The organism is Nonomuraea sp. NPDC049625 (assembly GCF_040675285.1).
In the GTDB taxonomy this organism is placed as follows: domain Bacteria; phylum Actinomycetota; class Actinomycetes; order Streptosporangiales; family Streptosporangiaceae; genus Nonomuraea; species Nonomuraea angiospora_A.
Genome location: NZ_JBFAOQ010000001.1, coordinates 1,079,334 through 1,101,529 on the forward strand (window position 1 = coordinate 1,079,334; position 22,196 = coordinate 1,101,529).

At 69.6% G+C, this 22,196-nt stretch carries 20 protein-coding genes and 1 pseudogene; 12 read left to right on the forward strand and 9 right to left on the reverse strand.

The window, feature by feature from the left end; all coding sequences use genetic code 11:
- The first annotated feature begins 4 nt into the window (after positions 1-4).
- From AB0J87_RS05290 to AB0J87_RS05300, 3 genes and pseudogenes are all read left to right on the forward strand, one after another.
- Entirely contained in the window at positions 5-403 is a 399-nt protein-coding gene (locus AB0J87_RS05290; RefSeq protein WP_363963119.1) for a hypothetical protein, read from the forward strand.
- Positions 385-489, forward strand: a pseudogene (locus AB0J87_RS05295) (maleylpyruvate isomerase N-terminal domain-containing protein); the annotation flags it as partial. The gene AB0J87_RS05290 and the pseudogene AB0J87_RS05295, both read left to right, overlap by 19 nt.
- A gap of 675 nt (positions 490-1,164) precedes the next feature.
- On the forward strand, positions 1,165-1,473 hold the full coding sequence (locus AB0J87_RS05300; RefSeq protein WP_350730364.1) for a hypothetical protein: 309 nt from the start codon (positions 1,165-1,167) through the stop codon (positions 1,471-1,473).
- Positions 1,474-1,767: 294 nt separating this feature from the next.
- Here the strand turns inward: AB0J87_RS05300 and recQ are convergent, their stop codons facing one another.
- Together recQ and AB0J87_RS05310 are read right to left on the reverse strand one after the other, a co-directional pair.
- Entirely contained in the window at positions 1,768-3,579 is a 1,812-nt protein-coding gene (gene recQ, locus AB0J87_RS05305; RefSeq protein ID WP_363962725.1) for a DNA helicase RecQ, read from the reverse strand.
- A 537-nt stretch (positions 3,580-4,116) separates the two neighbouring features.
- Positions 4,117-5,313 (reverse strand): MFS transporter, encoded by a 1,197-nt coding sequence (locus AB0J87_RS05310; protein ID WP_363962726.1) that lies wholly within the window; start codon positions 5,311-5,313, stop codon positions 4,117-4,119.
- Between the two features lie 98 nt (positions 5,314-5,411).
- Between AB0J87_RS05310 and AB0J87_RS05315 the strand changes: the two genes are divergently transcribed.
- The 3 genes from AB0J87_RS05315 (at position 5,412) to AB0J87_RS05325 (ending at position 6,828) form a co-directional block, all read left to right on the forward strand.
- The gene (locus tag AB0J87_RS05315) at positions 5,412-6,197 is read left to right on the forward strand and encodes an SDR family oxidoreductase (RefSeq protein WP_363962727.1); all 786 of its coding nucleotides are present in this window, start codon (positions 5,412-5,414) and stop codon (positions 6,195-6,197) included.
- Positions 6,198-6,225: 28 nt separating this feature from the next.
- On the forward strand, positions 6,226-6,477 hold the full coding sequence (locus AB0J87_RS05320; RefSeq protein ID WP_350729869.1) for a type B 50S ribosomal protein L31: 252 nt from the start codon (positions 6,226-6,228) through the stop codon (positions 6,475-6,477).
- 114 nt (positions 6,478-6,591) lie between these two features.
- Positions 6,592-6,828, forward strand: a complete 237-nt coding sequence (locus tag AB0J87_RS05325; protein WP_355191299.1) for a DUF3040 domain-containing protein — start codon at positions 6,592-6,594, stop codon at positions 6,826-6,828.
- An 8-nt stretch (positions 6,829-6,836) separates the two neighbouring features.
- On the opposite strand, the gene AB0J87_RS05330 is transcribed toward AB0J87_RS05325, so the two are convergent.
- The 4 genes from AB0J87_RS05330 to AB0J87_RS05345 all read right to left on the reverse strand — a co-directional run bounded on the left by AB0J87_RS05330 (position 6,837) and on the right by AB0J87_RS05345 (position 9,388).
- Positions 6,837-7,067, reverse strand: coding sequence for a DUF6343 family protein (locus AB0J87_RS05330; protein WP_350729871.1), 231 nt, complete (start codon positions 7,065-7,067; stop codon positions 6,837-6,839).
- Positions 7,068-7,089: 22 nt separating this feature from the next.
- Positions 7,090-7,794 (reverse strand): maleylpyruvate isomerase family mycothiol-dependent enzyme, encoded by a 705-nt coding sequence (locus AB0J87_RS05335; protein ID WP_363962728.1) that lies wholly within the window; start codon positions 7,792-7,794, stop codon positions 7,090-7,092.
- A gap of 17 nt (positions 7,795-7,811) precedes the next feature.
- The gene (locus AB0J87_RS05340) at positions 7,812-8,516 is read right to left on the reverse strand and encodes a DUF4344 domain-containing metallopeptidase (protein WP_363962729.1); all 705 of its coding nucleotides are present in this window, start codon (positions 8,514-8,516) and stop codon (positions 7,812-7,814) included.
- A gap of 137 nt (positions 8,517-8,653) precedes the next feature.
- Positions 8,654-9,388 carry a hypothetical protein gene (locus AB0J87_RS05345; RefSeq protein ID WP_355191304.1) on the reverse strand — a complete coding sequence of 245 codons (735 nt, stop codon included), beginning with the start codon at positions 9,386-9,388 and terminating at the stop codon, positions 8,654-8,656.
- A 176-nt stretch (positions 9,389-9,564) separates the two neighbouring features.
- On the opposite strand from AB0J87_RS05345, the gene AB0J87_RS05350 reads away from it, so the two are divergent.
- Positions 9,565-10,437: a sugar kinase gene (locus AB0J87_RS05350; RefSeq protein WP_363962730.1), complete on the forward strand. Its 873-nt coding sequence runs from the start codon at positions 9,565-9,567 to the stop codon at positions 10,435-10,437.
- Here the strand turns inward: AB0J87_RS05350 and AB0J87_RS05355 are convergent.
- Positions 10,434-13,715 (reverse strand): discoidin domain-containing protein, encoded by a 3,282-nt coding sequence (locus tag AB0J87_RS05355; protein ID WP_363962731.1) that lies wholly within the window; start codon positions 13,713-13,715, stop codon positions 10,434-10,436. The two genes, AB0J87_RS05350 and AB0J87_RS05355, sit on opposite strands and share 4 nt — an antisense overlap.
- A 238-nt stretch (positions 13,716-13,953) precedes the next feature.
- Between AB0J87_RS05355 and AB0J87_RS05360 the strand changes: the two genes are divergently transcribed.
- From AB0J87_RS05360 to AB0J87_RS05380, 5 genes are all read left to right on the forward strand, one after another.
- Positions 13,954-14,949: a LacI family DNA-binding transcriptional regulator gene (locus tag AB0J87_RS05360; RefSeq protein WP_350729881.1), complete on the forward strand. Its 996-nt coding sequence runs from the start codon at positions 13,954-13,956 to the stop codon at positions 14,947-14,949.
- A 192-nt stretch (positions 14,950-15,141) separates the two neighbouring features.
- Positions 15,142-16,500: an extracellular solute-binding protein gene (locus AB0J87_RS05365; RefSeq protein ID WP_363962732.1), complete on the forward strand. Its 1,359-nt coding sequence runs from the start codon at positions 15,142-15,144 to the stop codon at positions 16,498-16,500.
- Positions 16,501-16,505: 5 nt separating this feature from the next.
- Positions 16,506-17,372: a sugar ABC transporter permease gene (locus AB0J87_RS05370; protein ID WP_192790492.1), complete on the forward strand. Its 867-nt coding sequence runs from the start codon at positions 16,506-16,508 to the stop codon at positions 17,370-17,372.
- On the forward strand, positions 17,369-18,322 hold the full coding sequence (locus AB0J87_RS05375; protein ID WP_363962733.1) for a carbohydrate ABC transporter permease: 954 nt from the start codon (positions 17,369-17,371) through the stop codon (positions 18,320-18,322). Before AB0J87_RS05370 ends, AB0J87_RS05375 begins: the two co-directional genes overlap by 4 nt.
- Positions 18,323-18,326: 4 nt before the next feature.
- On the forward strand, positions 18,327-19,841 hold the full coding sequence (locus AB0J87_RS05380; protein WP_363962734.1) for a glycoside hydrolase family 13 protein: 1,515 nt from the start codon (positions 18,327-18,329) through the stop codon (positions 19,839-19,841).
- On the opposite strand, the gene AB0J87_RS05385 is transcribed toward AB0J87_RS05380, so the two are convergent.
- Positions 19,752-21,191, reverse strand: coding sequence for a nitrilase-related carbon-nitrogen hydrolase (locus tag AB0J87_RS05385; protein WP_363962735.1), 1,440 nt, complete (start codon positions 21,189-21,191; stop codon positions 19,752-19,754). The two genes, AB0J87_RS05380 and AB0J87_RS05385, sit on opposite strands and share 90 nt — an antisense overlap.
- 81 nt (positions 21,192-21,272) lie before the next feature.
- Positions 21,273-22,145, reverse strand: a complete 873-nt coding sequence (locus tag AB0J87_RS05390) for a LysR substrate-binding domain-containing protein (protein WP_363962736.1) — start codon at positions 22,143-22,145, stop codon at positions 21,273-21,275.
- Between the last annotated feature and the right edge of the window lie 51 nt (positions 22,146-22,196).

The window sequence follows — 22,196 nt, forward strand, 5'->3', positions numbered from 1 at the left end:
AGCCGTGGGTGACCTCGATGTCGGGCGTCGTGGCCTCGGGCAATCCGAGGAAACGGTCGAGCAGTCCGCTGATCAGGCCCAAGGCAGAAACTGCCCTCCGGCTGCGGTCACGCCGACGTTCGGCGAGTCGGTGACAGATCTCTCTCCCCCCGGCTTCGGCTTCGGCTTCGGCTTCGGCTTCGGCTTCGGCTTCGGCTTCGGCTTCGGCTTCGGCTTCGGCTCCGGCTCCGGCTCCGGCTCCGGCTCCGGCTCCCAAGCGTATGCGGGGCCGATGATTTTTCCCGGGCACGCGGGTCTGCATGTGAGAGAGGAGGCGATATGTGCGATCAAGAAAAGGCACTGGCCGCGGGGGTTGCGCTGCTGGAACGGGCGATCGACTACGCGCTGGGCAGCCTCCGCGTAGTCACCCCGGCCGCCCTCTGCCGTCCCACTCCCTGCGCGGACTGGAACCTCCAGCACCTGCTCGACCACATGGCCGACTCACTCCGAACCCTGAACGACGCCGCTTCCGGCCACATCCCCCCAGCACCGCCACGTATGTCCGTCACCCCTGTCCCAACGCCAAGACCCCCCAACCCACGCATGCCGCCCACCCCGGCCCCCCAAAGGCCGACCACCCCCGCACCAGGCGACGGCATCGGCACTCCTCCACAGCGCAGCCTTCGAAGGCCGACAGCACCCACGTCCGGCCGTGCAGACACCGCCTCATTGCGCTCCGGCATCCGCGGCTCGGCTGCATCTGCGTCAGGCGGAGGGTGCGGCGCCTCATCGGGCACGGACCTTCGTGGTTCGGCTGCGTCCACGTCGGGTGGAGGGTGCGGCGCCTCACCGGGTACGGGCCTTCGCGGTTCGGACGCGTCCGCATCCGATGGAGGGTGCGGCGCCTCATCAGGCACGGGCTTTCGCGGTTCGGACGCACCCGCGTTGGATGGAGGGGGCAGCGCCTCACCGGGTACGGGCCTTCGCGGGTCGGACGCGTCCGCATCCGGGGGAGGCGACAGCGCCTCTTCGCGCTCTGGTGTCCGCGGGGTGGCTGCGTCCGCGACCGGAGAGGGAGACAGCGCCGCTTTGTGCTTCAGTGGCTCTGCGCCGCGAAGGCAGGGATGCGGGGCCAACCCGGCGCTCCTTCTCAGGGACCGCGCCACAGAGGTGCTGGGTGTGTGGGTGGGCGCGGTCACCCATCCCGGGATGGTCTCCATAGGCGATCGCCATTTGACCGCGCCCATGGTGGCCGCCGCGGGTGCGATCGAGATTGCCGTGCACGGCTGGGACGTGGCCAGGGCCTGCGGCGAACAGCACCCGATCCCGGACCTCATGGCCGAGGAACTGCTGGACCTGGCCCATCTGTTCGTCACGGACGTTGACCGGCCGCACAGGTTCGCCCCGCCGAGGACCCTGCCCCCGCGCGCCTCGGCCCAGGACTACCTTCTGGCCTATCTCGGCCGTGACCCGAACTGGCCAACAGCCCTCTGACCAGCTCAACGACCCCAACCTCAAAGATAGAACAATCCAGCCCATCCAGCATTTCCCGCTCACACGCCGTACGATCATCCTGTACCGCAACCACGTCGGGGACACCGACCACAGAGCCCAGCACACGTCCGGCCGGTCGTCAGCGGGGCGGCGACACCCGATCGCCGTGACCCGGCCGACCAACGTGGTGGCGACGACCGTTCTTCGTGCGGCCGTCGCCACCACCACGCCTCGCCTTCCTGCACAAGGTGAACGCACGCCTGAGGCGGGCGGCAGGGGCCGGGGCGGTGGGGGTTAGGTGTCCTCCTGGAGGACCTCCAGGAGGGGTTCGCCGTACTTCGCCAGTTTGTTTTCGCCGACGCCGTTGATGTTGCTCAGCTCCGACAGTGAGGACGGTCGGGCAGTGGCGATCTCTCTCAGGGTCGCGTCGTGGAAGATGACGTACGCGGGCACCCCCTGCTCCTTCGCGGTGGCGCCCCGCCAGGATCGGAGCCGCTCGAAGAGCGGGGCCGCTTCGGCGGATAGCTCGGCCACCGTCTGGGCTTTCGATGAGGAGGCTACCTTGGCCCGGGCGGGGCGCAGAGTGTCGCGGCGCAGCAGGACCTCGCGCTGTCCCCGGAGCACCGAAGCGCTGTCGTCCGTGAGCACCAGCGCTCCATAGTCGGACTCGACCGCCAGCAGTCCCTGCGCCAGCAGTTGCCGCACCACCCCGTGCCACTCCGCGTTGCCCAGGTCAGTGCCCACTCCGAACACGGTGAGCGTCTCGTGGCCGTGCTGCAGCACCTTGGCGGTCTTCTTGCCGAGCAGGATGTCGACCACCTGCCCCACCCCGAACTTCTGCCGCCGCTCCCGCGCCAGCCGCAACACCGCCGACAGGACCTTCTGGGCGGGGACGGTGCCGTCCCAGGATTCGGGCGGATTCTGGCAGGTGTCGCAGTTTCCGCAGGGTTCGGCGCCCTTCTGGCCGAAGTAGTCGAGCAGCATCACCCGGCGGCACCCGACGGTCTCGCACAGCGCCAGCATGGAGTCGAGGTGGACCACCTGGCGGCGGCGGTGGGCCTCGTCGCCCTCCATGGCCATCCGCCGGTGCTGGACGACGTCCTGAAGGCCGTACGCCATCCACACCGTGGCCGGGAGGCCGTCGCGGCCCGCGCGCCCGGTCTCCTGGTAGTAGCCCTCGACCGACTTGGGCAGGTCGAGATGGGCGACGAAGCGTACGTCGGGCTTGTCGATGCCCATGCCGAACGCGATCGTGGCCACCACGATCAGCCCGTCTTCGCGCAGGAAGCGGGACTGGTGGGTGGCGCGGGTGCGGGCGTCGAGACCCGCGTGGTACGGCACGGCGGCGATGCCGTTGTCGACCAGGAACTCGGCGATCTTCTCGACCGAGGAGCGCGACAGGCAGTAGATGATGCCGGAATCGCCCGGATGCTCGGTGCGCAGGAACTCCAGCAGCTGCCGCTTGGGCTCGCTCTTGGGTGTGATGCGGTAGTGGATGTTGGGCCGGTCGAAGCTGGCGACGAAGTGGCGGGCCTCGCTCAGGCCGAGCCTGGAGGAGATCTCGGCGTGCGTGGCCGGGGTGGCCGTGGCGGTCAGCGCGATGCGCGGCACATCGGGCCAGCGCTCGTGCAGCGTGGACAGCTCGAGGTAGTCGGGCCGGAAGTCGTGCCCCCACTGCGCCACGCAGTGGGCCTCGTCGATGGCGAACACCGAGATCTCGCCCTTGGCCAGCAGCCGCAGCGTGGCGTCCACGCGCAGCCGCTCGGGAGCGAGGTAGAGGAGGTCGAGCTCGCCGGCCAGGAACTCCGACTCGACCAGCTGCCGCTCGTCGAAGTCCTGCGTCGAGTTGAGGAACCCCGCGCGTACGCCGAGCGCCCGCAGCGCGTCGACCTGGTCCTGCATCAACGCGATCAGGGGTGAGATGACGACCCCCACGCCGCGGCGCACCAGGGCGGGGATCTGGTAGCAGAGCGATTTGCCGCCGCCGGTGGGCATGAGCACGAGCGCGTCGCCGCCGGCCACGACGTGGTCGATGATCTCCTGCTGCCCCGCCCTGAACGAGTCGTAGCCGAATACGCGGTGCAGAACGTCGGTGGGGGTATCCATGTGGCTACCTTACGTGTTCGCGGGTGAGCGTTTCGTGAGTTCCGCCGACGGCGATCGGGGGCTCCAACGCGCTCGCCTTGGCATCCCCCAGTCTGCCCGACGGTGATCGGTCCGTGAGCCAGCCCATAAGGCGCCCTTCGAGCCCAGTCGGCCGCGCTCCGGCCCAGTGTCCTTTAGGAGTCCCATTGTGGGTGAGGGCCGGGGGTCGTCTCCCGAGGGGGATAAGCGGATGGGGTCCTTCGCGCGAGTGGGGCGGGGCGCGGTTAGGGCGGGGTCGTGGATTGAGGGCGGAGTGTGGCATGGGCAGCGGGGGGTCGCGGGTTGGACGTGGGTGCTGTTGGGAGGGCGGAGCGTCGGTTGAGCGTGGCGGGGTTGGGGGTGGGCCGGGGGTTTGCCGGTTGGGCATGGCTGGGGGTGGGAGGAGCAGAGCGGGATTGGGCGTGGCTGGGGTGACGGTGGGGCGTGGGTGGGGTGAGGGTGGGGTGAGGGCGGGGCGTGGGTGGGATGTGAGTGAAGGAGTGAAGGAGTGGAGGTGGGTTAGGCGGTGGCGGGGTTGGGGTGGGCGTTGCGGTGGTAGGCGATCAGGGAGAGGGCGCCCAGGGCGCAGGCCGCTGACACCGCTCCCATCACCGCCGGATACCCGGCGAACTGCGCGATTCCCGCCGCCATCAGCGGCGCGACGGCCTTGGCGACCGTGATGGGCAGCGCGAGCGCCCCACTCAGGGACGCGTACGCTCCCGTGCCGTACCGGTCGGCCAGAAGAGCAGGCCGGGCGATCGTGCCCACGCCGAACCCCAGCCCGAACAGCACCACCCCCGCCACCGCCCCCGCCGCGCTCCTGCCGACCAGCGGCAGCAGCACCGCCGCCAGCCCTTGCACCCCGAACATCACCGCCGTGATCAACGCCACCGACCAGCGGCCCTGAAGGCCGGTGGTGACGAGCCGGCCCGTGACCGACAGCACCCCGAGCAGGCCCGCGACGCCGGCGGCGAAGAGGGGGGAGTGGCCGAGGGCGATCAGGTACGTGACCAGCAGGACCCCCATGACCGACACCGCGCCGGTCTGGGTCAGGAAGGCCGCCGCCAGCAGCCAGAAGGGACGTTCGCGCAGGGCCGCCCCGACGATCTCGCGCCGGTTCACGTGCGGCGGCGCGGCCCGGCTCCGTACGGCCAGGGCGTGCAGCGGCACCGAGGTCAGGGCGTATCCGGCGGCCAGGATGACCAGGGCCTGGCGCCACCCGTACAGGTCCACGAGAAAGCCCGTCAGCGGCAGGAAGATGCTGGACGCGAAACCCGCCACGACGGTCACCGCGAGTAACGCCCGCGCCCGCCTGGTCGCGTCGAACCAGGCCACGATCACGGCGAAGGCCGCCTCGTACAGCACCATCGCCGACGCCACGCCCAGCACCCCGCATACCAGGTACAACTGCGCCACAGAACGCACCTGGGACCACGCCAGCACCGCCAGCCCGCCCAGCACCGACCCGACGGTCATGAGCCCGCGCCCGCCGTGCCGGTCCAGCCAGCGGCCGATGAGCGGCGCCGCGACCCCCGACACCAGTACGGCCAGGGTGATCGCTCCGGTCAGCTGCGCGACCCCGGCGTGGAGGTCGCGGGACATCGGTGGGATGAACACCGAGAACGCGTAATAGAGCACGCCATATCCGGCGGTTTGCGTGATCGAGAGAGCGCCGATCATCCACATGGGGGACTTCGGCACGGTGGCGTCGATCACTCCAGGATCGTTCCCGTTCACCGGTCAGAAATACGGTGATAAATGTCACTTCGCTGCGTCAGGAATAGCGCACGGTAAAAGCGTAATAGCGTCGAGTCATGACCTTTTCCTATGTGGTGACCGGCGGCGGGCGTGGCATCGGAAAGGCCGTGGTCGAACGGCTCCTCGGCGAGAAGGGCGGCGAGAAGGGCGGCGAGAAGGACACCGTGGTGGCCGTCGAACGCGACCCCGACGCCCTCGCCTGGGCCGGCCCTCGAGTCATCCCGCTGATCGGCGACGCGGCCGACGAGGAGGTCGCCGCCTGGGCCGCCGACCTGGCCCAGGAGGCCGGCATCCTGCGCGGCTGGGTCAACAACGCCGCCGTGTTCCGCGACGCCTCCGTCCACACGTCCCCGATCGCCGAGGTCAGAGCCCTGATCGCGGCCAATCTCGACCTCGCCGTGGTGGGCTGCGCCACCGCCGTACGCCACTTCCTCGCGGCCGGTACGCCCGGCGCCATCGTCAACGTCACCTCCCACCAGGCCACCAGGGCGGTGCCCGGCAGCCTCCCCTACTCGACCGCCAAGGCCGCCACGGAGGGTCTGACCAGGGCGCTGGCCGTGGAGTACGGCAGGCACGGCATCAGGGTCAACGCCGTGGCCCCGGGCTCGGTGGCCACCGAACGGTATGAGGCGTTCCTGGAGTCGCAGACCCCGCAGGCGCGGCAGGCCGTCGAGGAGCAGCTGGCCATGCTGCACCCGCTCGGCCGGGTCGCGACCCCCGCCGAGGTGGCCTCCGTCGTGGCGCACCTCCTCTCGGACGAGGCGGCGTTCGTGAACGGCGCCACCATCCCCGTGGACGGCGGCCGCACGGTGCTGGGACTCGATCCGGAAGCCCGGGAATGAAAACCGTTGTCATCTGGTTGTGCAGGCCATGAAGAAGAACCTGCACCCCGCGTACGGCCCCGTCGTCTTCCGTGACCCGAGCGTCGGGTTCGCGTTCCTCACCCGCTCGACCCTCACCAGCGACAGGACGGTCGAGTGGGAGGACGGTAAGACGTACCCGGTCGTCGACGTGGACGTGTCGTCCGCCAGCCACCCCTTCTACACCGGCCGCGGCCGCATCCTCGACACCGCGGGCCGCGTCGAGCGCTTCAATCAGCGCTACGCGAACCGCCGCAAGTGACGGGCGGCCCCCCCGCAGGCATGTACGCGCCTGCGGGGGATCGGCCGGAGGGGGCATGCCTGCGCTACTGCTGGGTAAAAGGTGGTCACCGGCATCGGAGCAGTGGTGATGGCCATGAGTCTCTCTGGAAAGGAACGCCGCATTCTCGCTGAGATCGAGCAGGCCCTTGAGCGAGAGGACCCCGAGCTGGCCAGGCGCGTCGCGGCGATCAACAAGATCGAATCAGATGGGGACTTCCCCCACGCGTATGGTGATCGCCTGCGCAGGTGGGTGCTGGCGCACGTCTGGATGATCTTCACGGCCGGCGCGCTCGTGATCGTCCTGCTCCTGCTCGCCGTACTGACCACCTGACAGCACAGTCAGCGCCGCCGGCGCAGCAGTGCCAGGTCGGCGGCGGCCACGACGGCCACCGCGGCCGCGATCGCGGCCTCCCAGCGCCAGACCTCCGCCCCCGTGCTCGCGGCGAGCACCGCGAAGAACACCGCCGCCGCCATCCCCAGCACCAGCGCGACCAGGGACAGGATCCGCCGGGTGCGCAGCGGGCTGCGCGCGCTCAGTGGCTCCGTGCCCGCCCGGTTACGCAGCCACATGGTCGATCCCCCTTCCGAACGGTCAGGCGAGGCACCTCAGGGCCGCGACGACGCGCGGGTCGATCCCGTGCGACGCGGGCAGCCGCCCCACCGTGGCCTCCACGAACTCGGGGTACGACAGCGAGGCCGTGACCCCGTTCACGGCGGCCCAGATCTCGTCTGCCGTCTGCTCCACCTGCACCTTGGCCTCCTGCTCGGCCAGCACGAACCGCCCCACCGCCACCCGCCACAGCGTCCGGTCGTCGACCTCGGCGTCGGGGACGGGCGCGCCGACGTCGTCGGCGTGGGTGGCGTACTCGGAGTCGTAGTGGAAGGCCTGCCGGCCGCACGGGTAGGGCCCGGCCATGGTGTCGATCAGCCCGCCGGGGCCGAGCTCGCGCATGCGGCGGCGCGTCTCGCCGTTCTGGACCCGCCACTCCTCCAGCACTTCCGCCACGGGCAGGTGGCGTCGCTGCCGCACCGACCACTCGTTGAAGTCGTTGTAGCCGGACACGCCGGCCTTGGAGAGCCGGGTCAGCAGGTCCTGCACGGTCCCGTCGAGGCAGGCGTGGTTGTACAGCTCCTCGCCCGCCAGGTGGCCCAGCACGTCGCGCACCGACCATCCCTCGCACCGGGACGGCCGCTGCCAGCCGGCCTCGTCGAGCCCGCTGAAGAACCGGTCGAGCCGGGCGGCCTCCGCGTCGAAGATGTCGAACGGATTGAAGTGTTTGAGCAGCTCGTCGGCCATACTCCGGACGCTACCCGCTACGTGCCCGCTTTCACGGCCATCGATCCGACGGCGGACCTGACCCGGTCGTACTCGCCGGCGCAGGTGGGCGCCCGCTCGGGCGGGACCCAGCCGCCCTGGGCGATCCGGTCGTATTTGCCGGGGTCGGCGCCGTACAGGAGGCAGGAGAACGTGGCCGACTCGGGCGGCCCCGACAGGTGGTCGATGCCGGAGTGGCCGGCGAGCAGGTGGCGGGCCTCGGCGGCGGCCACCACGCGCTTGGGCGCGTCGGACGCGAGCGTCAGCGCCGCGAACTGGTCGGCCTGCTCCTCGCTGTCGGCCAGGCCGTTCAGCGTGGTCAGGGCGTGGCCGAGCTGGTGGTGGAAGAGCACGGCCAGCGCGCCGTCCATGCGGGCGGACCTGGTACGGGCGTCGGTCTCCTCGGTCTCGGAGATGCCGTCCATCACGTGGCGCACCTTGTCCACCAGCTGGTAGCAGATGGTGATCCGGCGCTCCTCGAGGTCCCAGGTGGCCTCCGGTGCGTCGCAGTCACGGGCGACGACCTTGACCGACGCGGGCAGCCGGATCCGGGTCCTGAGCGTGTCACCGTCCTTGAGGAGCTTTCTGGCCTGTTCGGCGCCCGGCGAGCCCGGCTGCTCGTAGCGTACGGACAGATCGGACGAAGGCGCCGCCCCCAGCGTGCTCGTCATGCTCAGGACGAGGGCGATGAGGGGATGCGGCATACGAGGCTCCTTCGGGGGTCGGTAGATCCACGCAATGCGACTGTCCATGCACGCAAAGCGTGATCCCTAAACCTGAGGGCCCCCGAAAAGCCGGAAGGCCCGGCCCCTGGGAAGGGACCGGGCCTCCGTCTTATGGATTAACGACGCCACCAGCTGCCGTAGACCCGCACGTAGTCCGTGCGGCTCTTGGAGCCGTCGAGCTCGTCGTTGCCGTTGAACACGGCGCGGAAGGTACCGCTCTTGTAGGCGCGGGTCTCGGCGTAGAACTTGCCGCCCCACTTGGTCTTGGCGGAGGCGACCCACTTCCAGCCGCTGGAGCCGTTGGCGCGGAAGTAGACGTCCACCTTCTCGCCGCGGACGCCCTCCCAGCCGTCGTCATCCACCTGGAGACGGCCGGAGAACTCGATCGTACGACCCTTGCGGATCTTGTACGGGTCGGCGGAGAAGCGCGAGATACGCGTCTCGGACTTGCTCTTCTCGAGCTCGACCGAGAAGAACGCCGTGTCCTTCGCGATCTCCTTGCCTGCGGAGTCGAAGGCTACAGCGGTGGCCTGCCACTTGCCCTGGGGGTCCCCCTCGGTGAAGCCGACGGCGAAGCGCCAGCCCTCGAGGTCCTTGACGTCCTTGGCGCGGAGCGTGCGAGCGCCCTCGGGCGCCACGCTGAGCTCGACCTTCTTGACGTCGGAGCTGGCCCCGATGTCGAAGTACGCGGTCGTCTCGGAGCCGGGCTCCACCACGACCGGATTAGGGTCGATGTCGCGGATCTTGAGCTGCGTGTCCACCTTGGTGGCCGCCGAAGCAGTGCTCGCGCCCGACATCAGCATGGCCCCGCCCACAAGGGCGGAAACGATACCAAGTGCGATCTTTCTCATGAGGGTGCTGATTCCTCTCCCCGTATTGACTTGGAGCCGGCTCGGGGTGGCCGACCCCTTTACTACTTTGAGCCACGAGAAGGGGAAAAGGTTGGCTAATGTTACAGAAAATATTTGATCAACCTGGCAACCAGGGGTTATGCGGGAAAAGTACTTGACCGGCTACAGTCTGGCGCATGACCGACGTCTACACGCTCGGCGAGCCCTTGGGGATCGTCTCCAGCGGCCGGGTTCGCCACGAGAGCGAAGCCCGGCTGGACGTGTGCGGGCCCGAGTTCACCCTGGCGATCGCGCTGGCCAGGCTCGGGCACCGCACCGCTTACCTGGGCAAGGTGGGCGATGACGAGCTGGGCGCGAGGGTGCTCACCGCGCTCAGGGGCGAGGGTGTGGACGTCGCGGACATGCGCGTGTCCGAGGGGTTGCGCACGGGCCTGATCCTCAGAGAGACCCGTGTCGGCCGCTCACAGAGAGTGACGCAGTATCGCGCGGGCTCGGCGGGCTCGCGGCTCACTCCGGGCAACGTGCCGATCGACCGGATCGCGGCGTCGAAGATGCTCCACGTGACCGGTCTCACGGCGGGCCTCGGCCGGGACGCGCTCGACGCGGTGCGCACCGCCGTGAGCGCCGCGAAGAACGCCGGGGTGATGGTCTCCTTCTCCGTCGACTACGTGCCCGAGCTGTGGCCGTCGGTACGCGAGGCCGAGGAGGTGCTCGGCGAGCTGGCCTGCGACTCGCACCTGCTCTTCCTCCGCCAGGACGAGCTCGACCTGGTCAAGCCCGCGCTCACGGCGGAGCGCGAGGTCGTGGTGGACCGCGGTGCCAAGGGCGCGAGCGTGCGCGCCGACCGGATGCGCTACGACGTGCAGGGCTGGCAGGTCCCCATCGTGGACACGGCCGGCGCGGGGGAGGCGTTCGCGGCCGGTTACATCAGCGCCGCGCTCGACGGCCTCATCCCCCAGGAACGCCTGCACCGCGGGGCGCTGTTGAGCGCCGCCGCGGTGACCAGCGTCAGCGACTGGCAGGGGTTGCCCACCAGGTCAGACCTCTAGTTGGTGGTGAGGGTGAAGGTCGAGGTCGTGTTCTTGATGTTCTGGAAGTTGTTCGCGAACCTCAGGTTGTTGATCGTGGCCGACCCGACGGCCGGGCCCTGACCGGGCTCGGGCAGCTCGTTCACCCAGATGCCGAACCCGGACTTGGCGTCGAAGGCGTCGCCGCTCTTCTGCGCCCCGCTGATCGACACGTTCGTGAGGATCGTGTCCTTGACCGGGTTCAGCGGCGCGCTGCCGGAGTAGCCGGTCTGGAACATGATCCCGCTGTACGTCGGGTCCACGATGTCCAGGTTGTTGACGCGGATGCCCTGGAACACCTTGGACGAGGAGAACAGCCACAGCGCCGGGAACGTCTGCTGCCCCCAGAAGTGCCCGCCGGCCCGGACCAGCGAGATGTTGTCGAACGTCGTGGGCGGGCTGGCGCCGAACCCGTTCATCGGGATCCCGAAGTCCAGCGAGCTGATCGTGACGCCCGGGTAGGTCAGCGTGTCCGCGACGTAGATGTTCCTGAACGTGTTGTCGTAGCCGCCATACACGGCCACGCCCGCGGCCCGCCAGGTGAGCAGCGAGGTCAGGTTCTCGAAGACGTTGCCGGTCTGCTCGCCGGGGTTGTTGTCGGTGGCCGAGAACAGCGCGAAGCTGTCGTCGCCCGTGGCCCTGGCCTCGACGTTGGTGACGTGGTTGCCGGTGCTGCCGTTGGTCATGTTCAGGCCGTCGGCGAACAGGTTGCGGATCCGTGAATTCTTGATCGTGATGTTGTCGGTGTTCGTGCCCCAGTAGAGGCAGATCTGGTGCTCGGCCCAGACGTTGTCGATCGTCATGTTCGCCACGTTCGAGAAGTCGAACACCTTGCCGGGGCCGTCGATGCGCGAGGTGTAGTTGCCGAAGTAGGCGAAGTTCGCGAACGTCGAGCCGTTGGCCGAGGCCTCGGTGCGGAAGCCCACGTCGGTGTTGTCCTGCCCGGCAGGGGAGGAGAACCTGGTGAACCAGGGGCCCGCGCCGACGATCTTGACGGACTTGCCGTACACCTGGAACTTGCTCGACGTCTGGTAGTCGCCCTGCGGCAGGTACACGCCGGTCAGGTTGGCGTCCATGCGGGCCTTGTCGAGCGCGTTCTGCACGTCCTGGTGGGTGAAACCGGTCGGTACGGCGTACTTCGCCGGGTCCGGGTTCGCGACCGGGGTCGCCTGCTCGAAGTCCACGAAGTCGATCGCGTACGTCTGGGTGTTGGCCGAGTCCTTCTGCAGCCTGATCGTGCTGCCCTTGGGCACGGTGGCGCCGAGGAGCACGTTCGCCTCGTCGTAGATGTGCCTGGGCGGCCCCGAGCCGGGGGAGTTGCTCGGACTGGCCTCGGCGCCGTAGAGCCAGGCGTAGCGGGAGGTCAGGTTGACGGCCTTGAGGAACGAGCCGTTGACGTAGACGTTCAGGGTCGAGCTGAGCCCGCCGCCGCCCGCCGCGTCGGGCATGGAGAAGCGGGTGACCAGGGTGTTCGTGTCCGCCCTGGTGGTGAACTCGACGTACGCGCCGGTCTGGTTGAGCGTCACCGCGCGCCGCCCGGAGGCCTCGCCGGCGATCGTGCCGATGTCCCTGCTCGGGCCCACGCGCGTGGCCCCGCCGCCGATCACGGCGTCCTCGGCCTCGTACGTGTCGTACGGCATGTTCGCGCCGCGGCCCACGAACAGCGGCAGCTCGCTGGTGTTGTTGGCGCGCTTGACGGGCAGCTCGTTGGCGTCGTCGGCGAGCACCGTCCTGACCGTGTACTTGCCGTTGGCCGCGGTCCACGTGCCCAGGCTCACCGGGCTCGTGGTCGCGCCCGCCGCGATGGCGCCGCCGGTCGAGCCGGTCAGGGTCTTGACGACGGTGCCGGAGTCGTTCGTGACGGTGAGCGTGATGCCGTGGGAGGCGCCGCTGGAGGCCACCGTGCCCTGGTTCTTGATCGCCACCGAGAACGTCACCGTGTTGCCCGCGGCCGGGTTCCCCGGCGTCCAGGCGACGGGGGAGGCGACCAGGTCGGCCGTGTCGACCGGCTTCACGGTCAGGGTGCCGGTGGCGGTGTTGTTGGCCTCGTTCAGCTCGACGACCTTGCCGTCCTCGTCCACCTTGGCGGAGAGCTGGTAGGTCCCGGCGTCCCTGGCGCCGATGTTCGCGGACACGGTGGTCGACGCCCCCGCGGCCAGCGCGCCCACGCTCGCGCTGCCGACCTTGGTCGCGCCCGCGTAGAAGTTCACGGAGGTCGCGGCGGCGGCCGCGGTGCCCGCGTTCCTGACCGTGGCCGACAGCGTGACCGCGTCGGTCTCCACCGGCGCGGCCGGGGAGGACGAGAGGTCGCTCACGGTCAGGTCGGGATTGGCCGACGGCGTGCCGAAGATCTGGAACTCGGCCACCTGCCCGCCCGGAGCGCCCGAGTTGGCGGTGATCTGCAGCCGGACGTCGGCGGCCCTGCCGGTCACCGGGATGGTCACCGAGTTCCCCGTGGCCGGGTCGAAGGTGTACGTGGCCGAGGAGACGAGGCTGGTGAAGCCGGCGGCGCTCTGCTCACGGCCGAGGACCTGGATGCTCTGGGTCCGCCTGGCCCAGGCCGGGTCGGGGTTGAGCTTGAGGGTGATCGAGGTCAGGTCGGCGTTGGCGCCGAGCTGCACGGTCAGCGTGTTGGGGTAGGCCGCGCCCTCCCAGTACGTCTGGAGGTTGTCGTCGTTGGCGTTGGCGGCCACGTACGTGTGGGTGTGCGAGGACTCGGTGATCGCCTTGCCGAGCGCCAGGTTGGCGCCACCCGGCGGCGGGTTGTCCGGCGCGCTGCCCCACACCTCGAACTCGGAGAGCTGGCCCGCGGGCCAGCCGGTGTTCGCGGTGATCTGCAGCCGGACGTAGCGGGCGGTCGTGGCGGCGAAGGTGATCGTCGCGGTCGGGTTGAACGTGTACGTCGCCGAGGCGACGATCGTGCTGAAGGCGGAGCCGTTCGTGCTGCCCTGGACGGTCAGCGTCTGGGTACGGCTGGGCCAGCCGGACGGCAGCTTCAGCACGAGCTTGTTGACGCTCGCGCTGACGCCGAGGTCGACCTGGACCCATTGCGGGAACGCGTTGTTGGCCGATTCCCAGTAGGTGGCCTGGTTGCCGTCGGTCACGTTGGGAGCGGCGTACACCTCGGTGAAGCTGCTCGCGGTGGCGGTTCTGCCCGCCGCGAGGTTGGTGTCGGCCGCCGCGTTGGCGGGTGCGGCACGGAATTCGATGGCTACCAGGAATCCGAGGGCTAACGTAAGGGCGGCTAAGAGTGCTCTCATGGGGGTGGCCCTTCCGGGTAAGGCGGATGGCCGAACCATAGGATGTCGAGCAGATAGCCGCAATATTTCGACGAGATTTCGCAAACAGTTGACTGACAAGAATCACCGCATGCAGTGTTTCCTCGCTGGTCAGGAAGTCGCCCGGGCTGCGGAGACGGCTGTGGGGCGGTGCAAAGCCCTACGTAGGATCGACGTAAGCCGTTGCAAGCGCTTGCGCTGAAGGCCGTATAGTTTGCGCATGACGCGACGACTCGCAGAGGTGGCCAAGAAAGTCGGAGTCAGCGAGGCGACGGTGAGCCGGGTGCTCAATGGCAAGCCCGGGGTCTCCGACGCGACCCGCGAGGCCGTGCTGACCGCCCTCGACGTGCTCGGCTACGAGCGCCCCACCCAGCTGCGCGGCGACCGGGCCCGGCTGGTCGGCCTCGTGCTCCCCGAGCTGCAGAACCCGATCTTCCCCGCCTTCGCGGAGGTGGTCGGCGGCGCGCTGGCCCAGCAGGGGTTCACCTCCGTGCTGTGCACCCGCACGGTCGGCGGCGTCTCCGAGGCCGACTACGTGGACCTGCTGCTCCAGCAGCAGGTCAGCGGCGTCGTCTTCGCCGGCGGCTTCTACGCCCAGGCCGACGCCGCGCACGGGCACTACGAGTTGCTGCACGAGCGCAAGCTGCCGACCGTGCTGGTGAACGCGGCCGTCCAGCACCTCGACTTCCCGCAGGTGTCGTGCGACGACACGGTGGCCGCCGAGATGGCCCTGGCCCACCTGCGCGCGCTCGGCCACGAGCGGGTCGGCATGGTGCTCGGGCCGAAGGACCACATGCCGTCGCGGCGCAAGCTGGAGACGTTCCAGGCGGAGGGCGGGGATCCCGGGCTGGTCGAGCACACGATGTTCTCGCTGGAGGGCGGGCACGCGGCCGCCGCCCGGCTGGTCAAGCGCGGGGTGACCGGCGTGATCTGCGCCAGCGACCTGCTCGCGCTGGGCACGATCAGGGCGGCCCGCCGGGCCGGGCTCACCGTGCCGGGGGACATCTCGGTCATCGGCTTCGACGACTCGGCCCTGATGAACTGCACCGACCCGCCGCTGACCACGGTCCGCCAGCCGATCGACGCCATGGGCCGGGCCGCCGTGGACCTGCTGGTCGCGCAGATCGACAAGGCGGTGGTGCCGGCGGACGAGCTGCTGTTCGAGCCCGAGCTCGTGGTCCGCGCCTCCACCGCCCGCGCCCGCGCGACGGTCTAGGGACCCCCTCCTCTCTGGGGGTCTCGGCCGGTGCCCCCTCTCCTCCCCAAGGGACCTCAGCCCGTGCGGTGGGTGAGAGGCGTCGCCACGCAGGCGTAATCCAGTCGTTATCTTGCAATATGCAGTCGAAATATTGCGAACATCCGTCCCCGATCCTATGGTGTGGGCACCTCGCATCAGAAGGGTCAGACCATGCGGAGATCCACTGGGCTCTTGCTCGTGTCCGTGCTCGGCCTCTCAGCCACAGCCTGCGGCTCCAGCAACCCCGCCACCCCGTCAGCCGGCGCCGGCGGCGGCGCCAAGGCCGTGACGATCACGGTGGCCTGCCAGCCCGCCAAGTCCGCGCCGAAGGAGCGCCAGGCCTGGGACGACGACGTGGCCACGTTCATGAAGGCGCACCCGGGCGTGACGGTCAAGAGCACGGACCAGCAGCCCTGCTTCGACCCCAAGACGTTCGGCCCCAAGCTGGCCGGCGGCCAGATGGAGACCGTCTTCGTGGTCCCGGTGACGAACTACAACGACGTCATCGGCCAGGGCCAGGCGCTCGACATCACGCAGTACACCAGCACCATCAAGAACTGGAACGACCTGCGCCCCGACGTGCGCGAGATGGTGACCAAGGACGGCAAGGTGTACGGCGTGCCGAACGTCCACTATGGCGTCGGCCTGGTCTACAACCGCGCCCTGTTCACCAAGGCCGGACTCGATCCCGACACCCCGCCCAAGACGTGGGCCGAGGTCCGCGAGGCGGCCAAGAAGATCGGCGCGCTCGGCGCCGGCTACGTCGGCTACGGCGAGTACTCCGGCGGCAACACCGGCGGCTGGCACTTCACCCAGGCCATCTACGGCCGCGGCGGCAGCATCCTGACCCCCGACAACAAGAAGGCCGCGTTCAACTCGCCCGAGGGCAAGGCCGTGCTGCAGAACCTGCACGACATGCGCTGGGTCGACAACAGCATGGGCAACAAGCTCCTGGTCGGCTGGGAGTCGCTCATGATGGCCATGGGCAGCGGCAAGGTCGGCATGATGCTGGGCGCGCCCGACGTGGTCACCGACGTGGTCACCAAGTTCAAGGGCAACGTCGCCGACTACGGCATCACCGGTTTCCCCGAGGCCAAGGCATCGCTGAGCGGCGGCGAAGCCTTCATGATCAACCCGAAGGCCACCCCCGAGGAGGCCAAGGCGGGCCTGGAGTGGGTCGACTTCCGCTACAACACCGCCGGCAAGGGCCGCTTCGACTTCGCCCGCGGTAAGGCCATCGGCAACCCGGTCGGCGTGCCCGACAACGCCGTCTACGGCGACTCGGCGACGGGCAAGGCCATCCAGGCCGACCGCGAGAAGAACGCCTCGCTGCCGGTCACGAACTACGCGCCGTACGTGCAGGCCGCCGCGACGATCCCGCCGAAGGCCGAGCCGGTGCACGCGCAGGAGCTGTACGCCATCCTCGACGTGGTCATGTCGGGCGTGCTGAGCCGTAAGGACGCCGGCGTCGACCAGCTCCTGACGGACGCCGAGACCAAGGCGAACTCCATGCTGGCGGCCAAGGGCTGACCTTGATGGGAATCTTGCGGCGCAACCTGACGGCCTACGGGTTCCTCTGCGCGGCCCTGATCTGTTTCACGGTGTTCGCCTGGTATCCGATGGTCAGGGAGTTCATTCTGAGCTTCCAGAAGACCGACCTGATCAACCCGCCCACCTGGGTGGGGCTGGACAACTTCAAGGCGGCGGTCCAGGACCCGGCCTTCGGCGAGGCCTGGCTGAACACCGTGGAGTTCACGCTGCTCGCGCTGCTGTGCGGCTATGCCGTGCCGTTCGTCGTCGCGCTCGTCCTCAACGAGCTGCGCCACGCCCGGGCCTACCTGCGGTTCGTGGTCTACCTGCCGGTCATGCTGCCGCCGATCGTGGCGGTGCTGCTGTTCAGGTGGTTCTACGATCCGGGGCCCGGGCTGTTCAACCAGGTCCTGGACTTCTTCCACCTGCCGCCGCTGGCCTGGCTGGACTCGTCGTCGACCGCCCTGATCTCCCTGGTCCTCGTCTCGACCTGGATGAACATGGGCAGCGCGACGCTGATCTACCTGGCGGCGCTGCAGAACATCCCGCCCGAGCTGTACGAGGCCGCCGAGCTCGACGGGGCCGGGATCCTCAAGCGGATCAGGCACGTCACGATCCCGCAGACCCGGCTGATCCTGCTGCTCATGTTGATGCTGCAGATCGTGGCGACCATGCAGGTGTTCATCGAGCCGTACATGCTGACCGGCGGCGGCCCGGAGAACGCGACCGTGAGCGTCGCGTACCTGATGTACCAGTTCGCGTTCTCGCAGATGAACTACGGCCAGGCGGGCGCGCTCGGCATGCTGCTCATGCTCGCGCTCCTCGTCTTCGCGGCCTTCCAGCTCAGGACGACCCGTGAGGACAGGGCATGACGGCGACCGAACACAGGCGGGCCCCGGTGTCCGAGCCGCCCGGCGGCGCGAGGCCGAAGCGCCGGCGGAAGTCGCCGAAGCCGATCCAGGTGCAGTTCCGCACGATCGTCTCGCCGCACCAGCTCAACAGCAGGTGGGGCCGGCGGATCTACTGGCTGGTGCTGATCGCCGTCATCGTGGTCTTCACGCTGGCCTTCGTCTTCCCGCTCTACTGGATGATCACCGGCGCCATGAAGACGCCGGAGGAGATCGCCCAGATGCCGCCGTCGCTCGTCCCGGCCGACCCGTCGCTGGAGGCGTTCTTCGAGGCCTGGGATCTGTTCGACATCGGCACGCTGCTGGCGAACACCGCGTACTACTCGCTGGGCGCGTGGCTGTTCTCCATGGCGGTGGACGTCACGGCGGCGTACGCGCTGTCGAAGCTGCGCCCGATGTTCGGCACCGTGATCCTCGGCGCGATGCTGGCCACGCTGATGATCCCGCCCATGGTCATCCTCATCCCGCTCTACGTCACGATCGTGGACCTGGGGTTGCTCAACAACGCCTGGGGCCTGTGGTTCCCGGCGGCGGCGAACGGCTTCAACATCTTCCTGCTCAAGCGGTTCTTCGACTCGATCCCGCGGGAGCTGATCGAGGCGGCGCAGATCGACGGCGCGGGCCCGCTGCGGGTGCTGTGGTCGGTCGTGCTGCCGGTCTCCAGGCCGATCCTGGGCGTGGTCTCCATCTTCACGATCGTCACCGCGTTCAAGGACTTCGTCCTGCCGCTGCTGGTCATGACCGACAGCGAGAAGATGACGATCAGCGTGGGCCTGTCGCAGACGGCGGGCGCGGTGACCCAGAACCAGATCATGGGCGGCCTGGTCATCGCCAGTATCCCCATGATCATCGTCTTCTTCGTCTTCCAACGACACATCATGGCGGGGCTCACCGCCGGAAGCATCAAGGGATAAGCGCATGTCGCAAACGTGGTGGCGGGGGGCCGCGATCTACCAGGTCTACCTGCGTAGTTTCGCCGACGGGAACGGTGACGGGATCGGCGATCTGGCCGGCCTGCGCTCCCGCCTGCCGTACCTGAAGGATCTCGGGATCGACGCCATCTGGCTGAACCCGTGGTACCCGTCGCCGATGGCCGACGGGGGCTACGACGTGGCCGACTATCGCGACATCGAGCCGGTCTTCGGCACGCTGTCCGAGGCCGAGCGGTTCATCGAGGAGGCGCACGAGCTCGACATCAAGGTCATCATCGACGTGGTGCCGAACCACAGCTCCACGGAGAGCGCCTGGTTCAAGGAGGCGCTGGAGAACCCCGCGGCGCGGGACCGCTTCTGGTTCGCCGACGAGCCGCTGAACGACTGGCAGTCCATCTTCGGCGGCGCGGCATGGACCCAGGTCCCCGACGGCCAGTGGTACCTGCACCTGTTCGCCCCGGAGCAGCCGGACTTCAACTGGACCAATCCCGAGGTCCACCAGGAGTTCGAGGACGTGCTGCGGTTCTGGTTCGACCGCGGCGTGGACGGCGTGCGCATCGACTCCGCCGCCCTGCTGATCAAGTCGGACACGAAGTACGAAGACCTCGACGAGGTCCACGACGTCTACCGTCGGTGGCGCGAGGTGGCCGACGAGTACGGCGAGCGCATCCTGATCGGGGAGGTCTGGCTCCCCGACCAGGAGCGTTTCGCACGCTACCTGCGGCCCGACGAGCTCCACACGGCCTTCAACTTCGACTTCCTGTCCTGCCCGTGGGACCCGGCCGAGCTGCGCAGGGTCATCGACCTGACCCTCGCCACCCACACCCCCATCGGCGCCCCGCCGACGTGGGTGCTGTCGAACCACGACGTGACGCGCACGGTCACCCGGTACGGCCGCGCCGACACCACGTTCGCGCACGGGGGCCGCCTCCACGGCACCCCCTCCGACCTGGAGCTGGGCTACCGGCGGGCCAGGGCGGCGGCCCTGCTGGCCATGGCGCTCCCCGGCTCCGTGTACGTCTACCAGGGCGAGGAGCTGGGCCTCCCCGAGGTCGAGGATCTCGCGGACGAGCTCCGCCAGGACCCGATGTACGCCAGATCGGGCGGCACGAACCCGGGCCGGGACGGCTGCCGCATCCCCCTGCCGTGGTCGGGCGAGGAGCCCCCGTTCGGGTTCGGCGCGGGCACGCCGTGGCTGCCGCAGCCGGAGGGCTGGCGCAAGCTGACCGCCGAGGCCCAGCGCACGGACCTGGGCTCGATGCACAACCTCTACCGGACGGCCCTGGGCCTGCGCCGCGACCTGCTGGGGGACGGCACGTTGACCTGGCTCCCGACGGGCGGCGAGGTCCTGGCCTTCACCAGGGACTCGGGCCTGACGAGCGTCACCAACCTGGGCTCCGACCCGGTGCCGCTACCCGCGGGCCGGCTCCTCCTGGCCAGCGGCGCCCTGGAGGACGGCGCCCTGCCCGCCGACACCACGGCCTGGCTCACGGGGGACTGACCGCAGCGCCACCAGCCCGGCGGCGGCCAGCGCGAGGCACAGCCACGCGAACCAGTCGCCGAACCGGGCGTACACGGTGGGGCCCGGGCCCGAGGGCACGTCGGCGAAGGCCGTGACGAACGGCTGCCGCGTGCCCTCGGTGTCCCGCTCGGCCAGCACCCGGCCCCAGGGGTCCGAGATCATCGGCGTGCCCCACTGCGCCGCCCAGGCCACCGAGAGTCCGGTCTCCACGCCGCGCAGCAGTCCCATCCGGCTGTGCTGCCAGCCGTTGCCGAACTCGTCGGCGGCCGGCACCGCCATCAGCCGCGCCCCGGCGCGGGCGTAGTCGCGGATCGGCGCGGGGAAGTTGAGGTCCATGCAGTTGGCCAGCCCGACGTGGTCACGCGCGAAGACGAGCTGGTCCCCGCGCCGGAACGGCTCCCCGGGCGCGAAGTGCCACTTCGTGTAGTAGACCGGCGCGAGTCCGCCTGCCGGGAGGTCCACCGAGTAGTTGTACTTGATCTCCGGGGTCGTGTGGACGACCCCGATCACCACGTCGATGTTCCGATCGCGGGCGATCTCGCGCAGCGGCGCGAGCGCCGGGCCCAGGCTCGCCTCGTCCGTGCCCAGCGTGCCCTCGGGGAGCACCACCGTGCTGGTCCCCGAGGGTAGCTCGGCGATCTCCTTGACGTACTCGCCGACCAGGGCCTTGCCCGCCGGGCTCGCCGCGTCGGGCGCCCACTGGTAGCGGGTGGCCGACAGCACCGCCACCTGCCGCCAGGCGGTCGAGTCCGCGCCGGCCAGCCGCACGGCCCCGAAGACGAGCACGAGCAGGCACGCCGCCGCCCCGAGCACGCCGGTACGCAGCCACGCCGCCGCGGCCACCCCCGGCCACAGCATCGCCGCCAACGTGGTCGGCGCCAGCAGCACCACGTACTCCACGCCCCAGGCGCCGGTCACCGAGGCGATCTGGGTCACCACGGGCACGTCGGCCACGGACGTGGCAAGCGGCCAGATGATGCCCGTCGGGTTGGCCAGCACGGTCAGGTACATGAACGCCACCCACACGGCGGGCGGCGCGGTGGCGGCGAGCATGGTCAGCCCGCGCCGGGCGAGCGCCCTGAAGAGCCAGACCACCAGCCCGAACAGCAGCGAGCAGCCGACGATGATGCCGATCCCGATGGGCCGCGGCACCGACGGGGTGCGCAGGAAGAAGTCGAGCTGGTTCGTCATTCCCGCCAGGAAGGCCAGGAACGCGAGGGTGAACGTCGCCCTGCCGCTCGCCCGTGACGCCAGGAGCAGCATCGGCAGCGGCGCGAGCCAGGTCAGCGCGGGGATCGGCGCGAAACCCGTACCGAAATAGAAAAGCACCGCGGATAAAAGCGGAGCGGCTGCTCTGAGCACCATGTATACACCGTAAACAGCAAGGTATACGGTGTCAACAAATGACGATCAGGTGACGCACATGCACGTGACGAACACGTCCACCAGCGTCCGTACGGCCTGCCGCCGGTCGTCACGCCGCCAGACGACGGCCAGCCTGCTCGGCGGCAGCCCCGCCACGGGCCTGCTGACCACGTCGTCGCGCCGGTAGAGCTCGGCGTTCCCGGCCGAGACCAGCACCACGGCCCGCCCCGACGCGACCAGTTCGAGCGCCTCCTCGGCCGTCTCCGCCTCCGCCCCCACCACGGCGGGCGCCGATCGTTGGTCGTCGGCCAGCCAGAAGGCCCGCATGGGCCCGGCGGAGACCGGCATCGCCACGAACGCCTCCCCGGCCAGGTCGGCGAGCGTGACCTCGGGGCGGGCGGCCAGCGGATGGGCGGCGGGCAGCGCCACCCAGCGCTCCTCCGTGCTGACCACCGTCCAGTCGTAGTCGTGGCCCGGCATGGGCAGCCACGCGACGGCCACGTCGACCTGGCCGTCGCCCAGCCCCACGGTGGGGTCGCTCCACGGCACCTGCCGGAAGCGCAGGTCCCAGCCGGGCAGCGCGGAGGAGATGGACGGCACGAGCCCGCGCCCGATCCGCGTCTGGAACCCGACGACCAGCGTCCGCTCCTCGCGCGCCGCCACCACCGCCCGCTGCGCGCCCTCCCACTGCTCGATGATCCGCCTGGCCTCGGGCAGCAGCGCCGCCCCCGCCGCCGTCAACGCCACGGTACGGCGGTCGCGCTCGAACAGCTTGGCCCGCATCGACAGTTCCAGCTGCCTGATCTGCCTGCTCAGCGAGGGCTGCGAGATGAAGAGCCGCTCGGCCGCCGCCCGGGTGAAGCTCAGCTCTTCGGCGACCGCCACGAAATACCTGAGATCCCGAATATGGGCATCCATAGCAAAAAGCTATAACAGCCGGTCTTGGACGGGTGAGGGAGCCGAGACCCA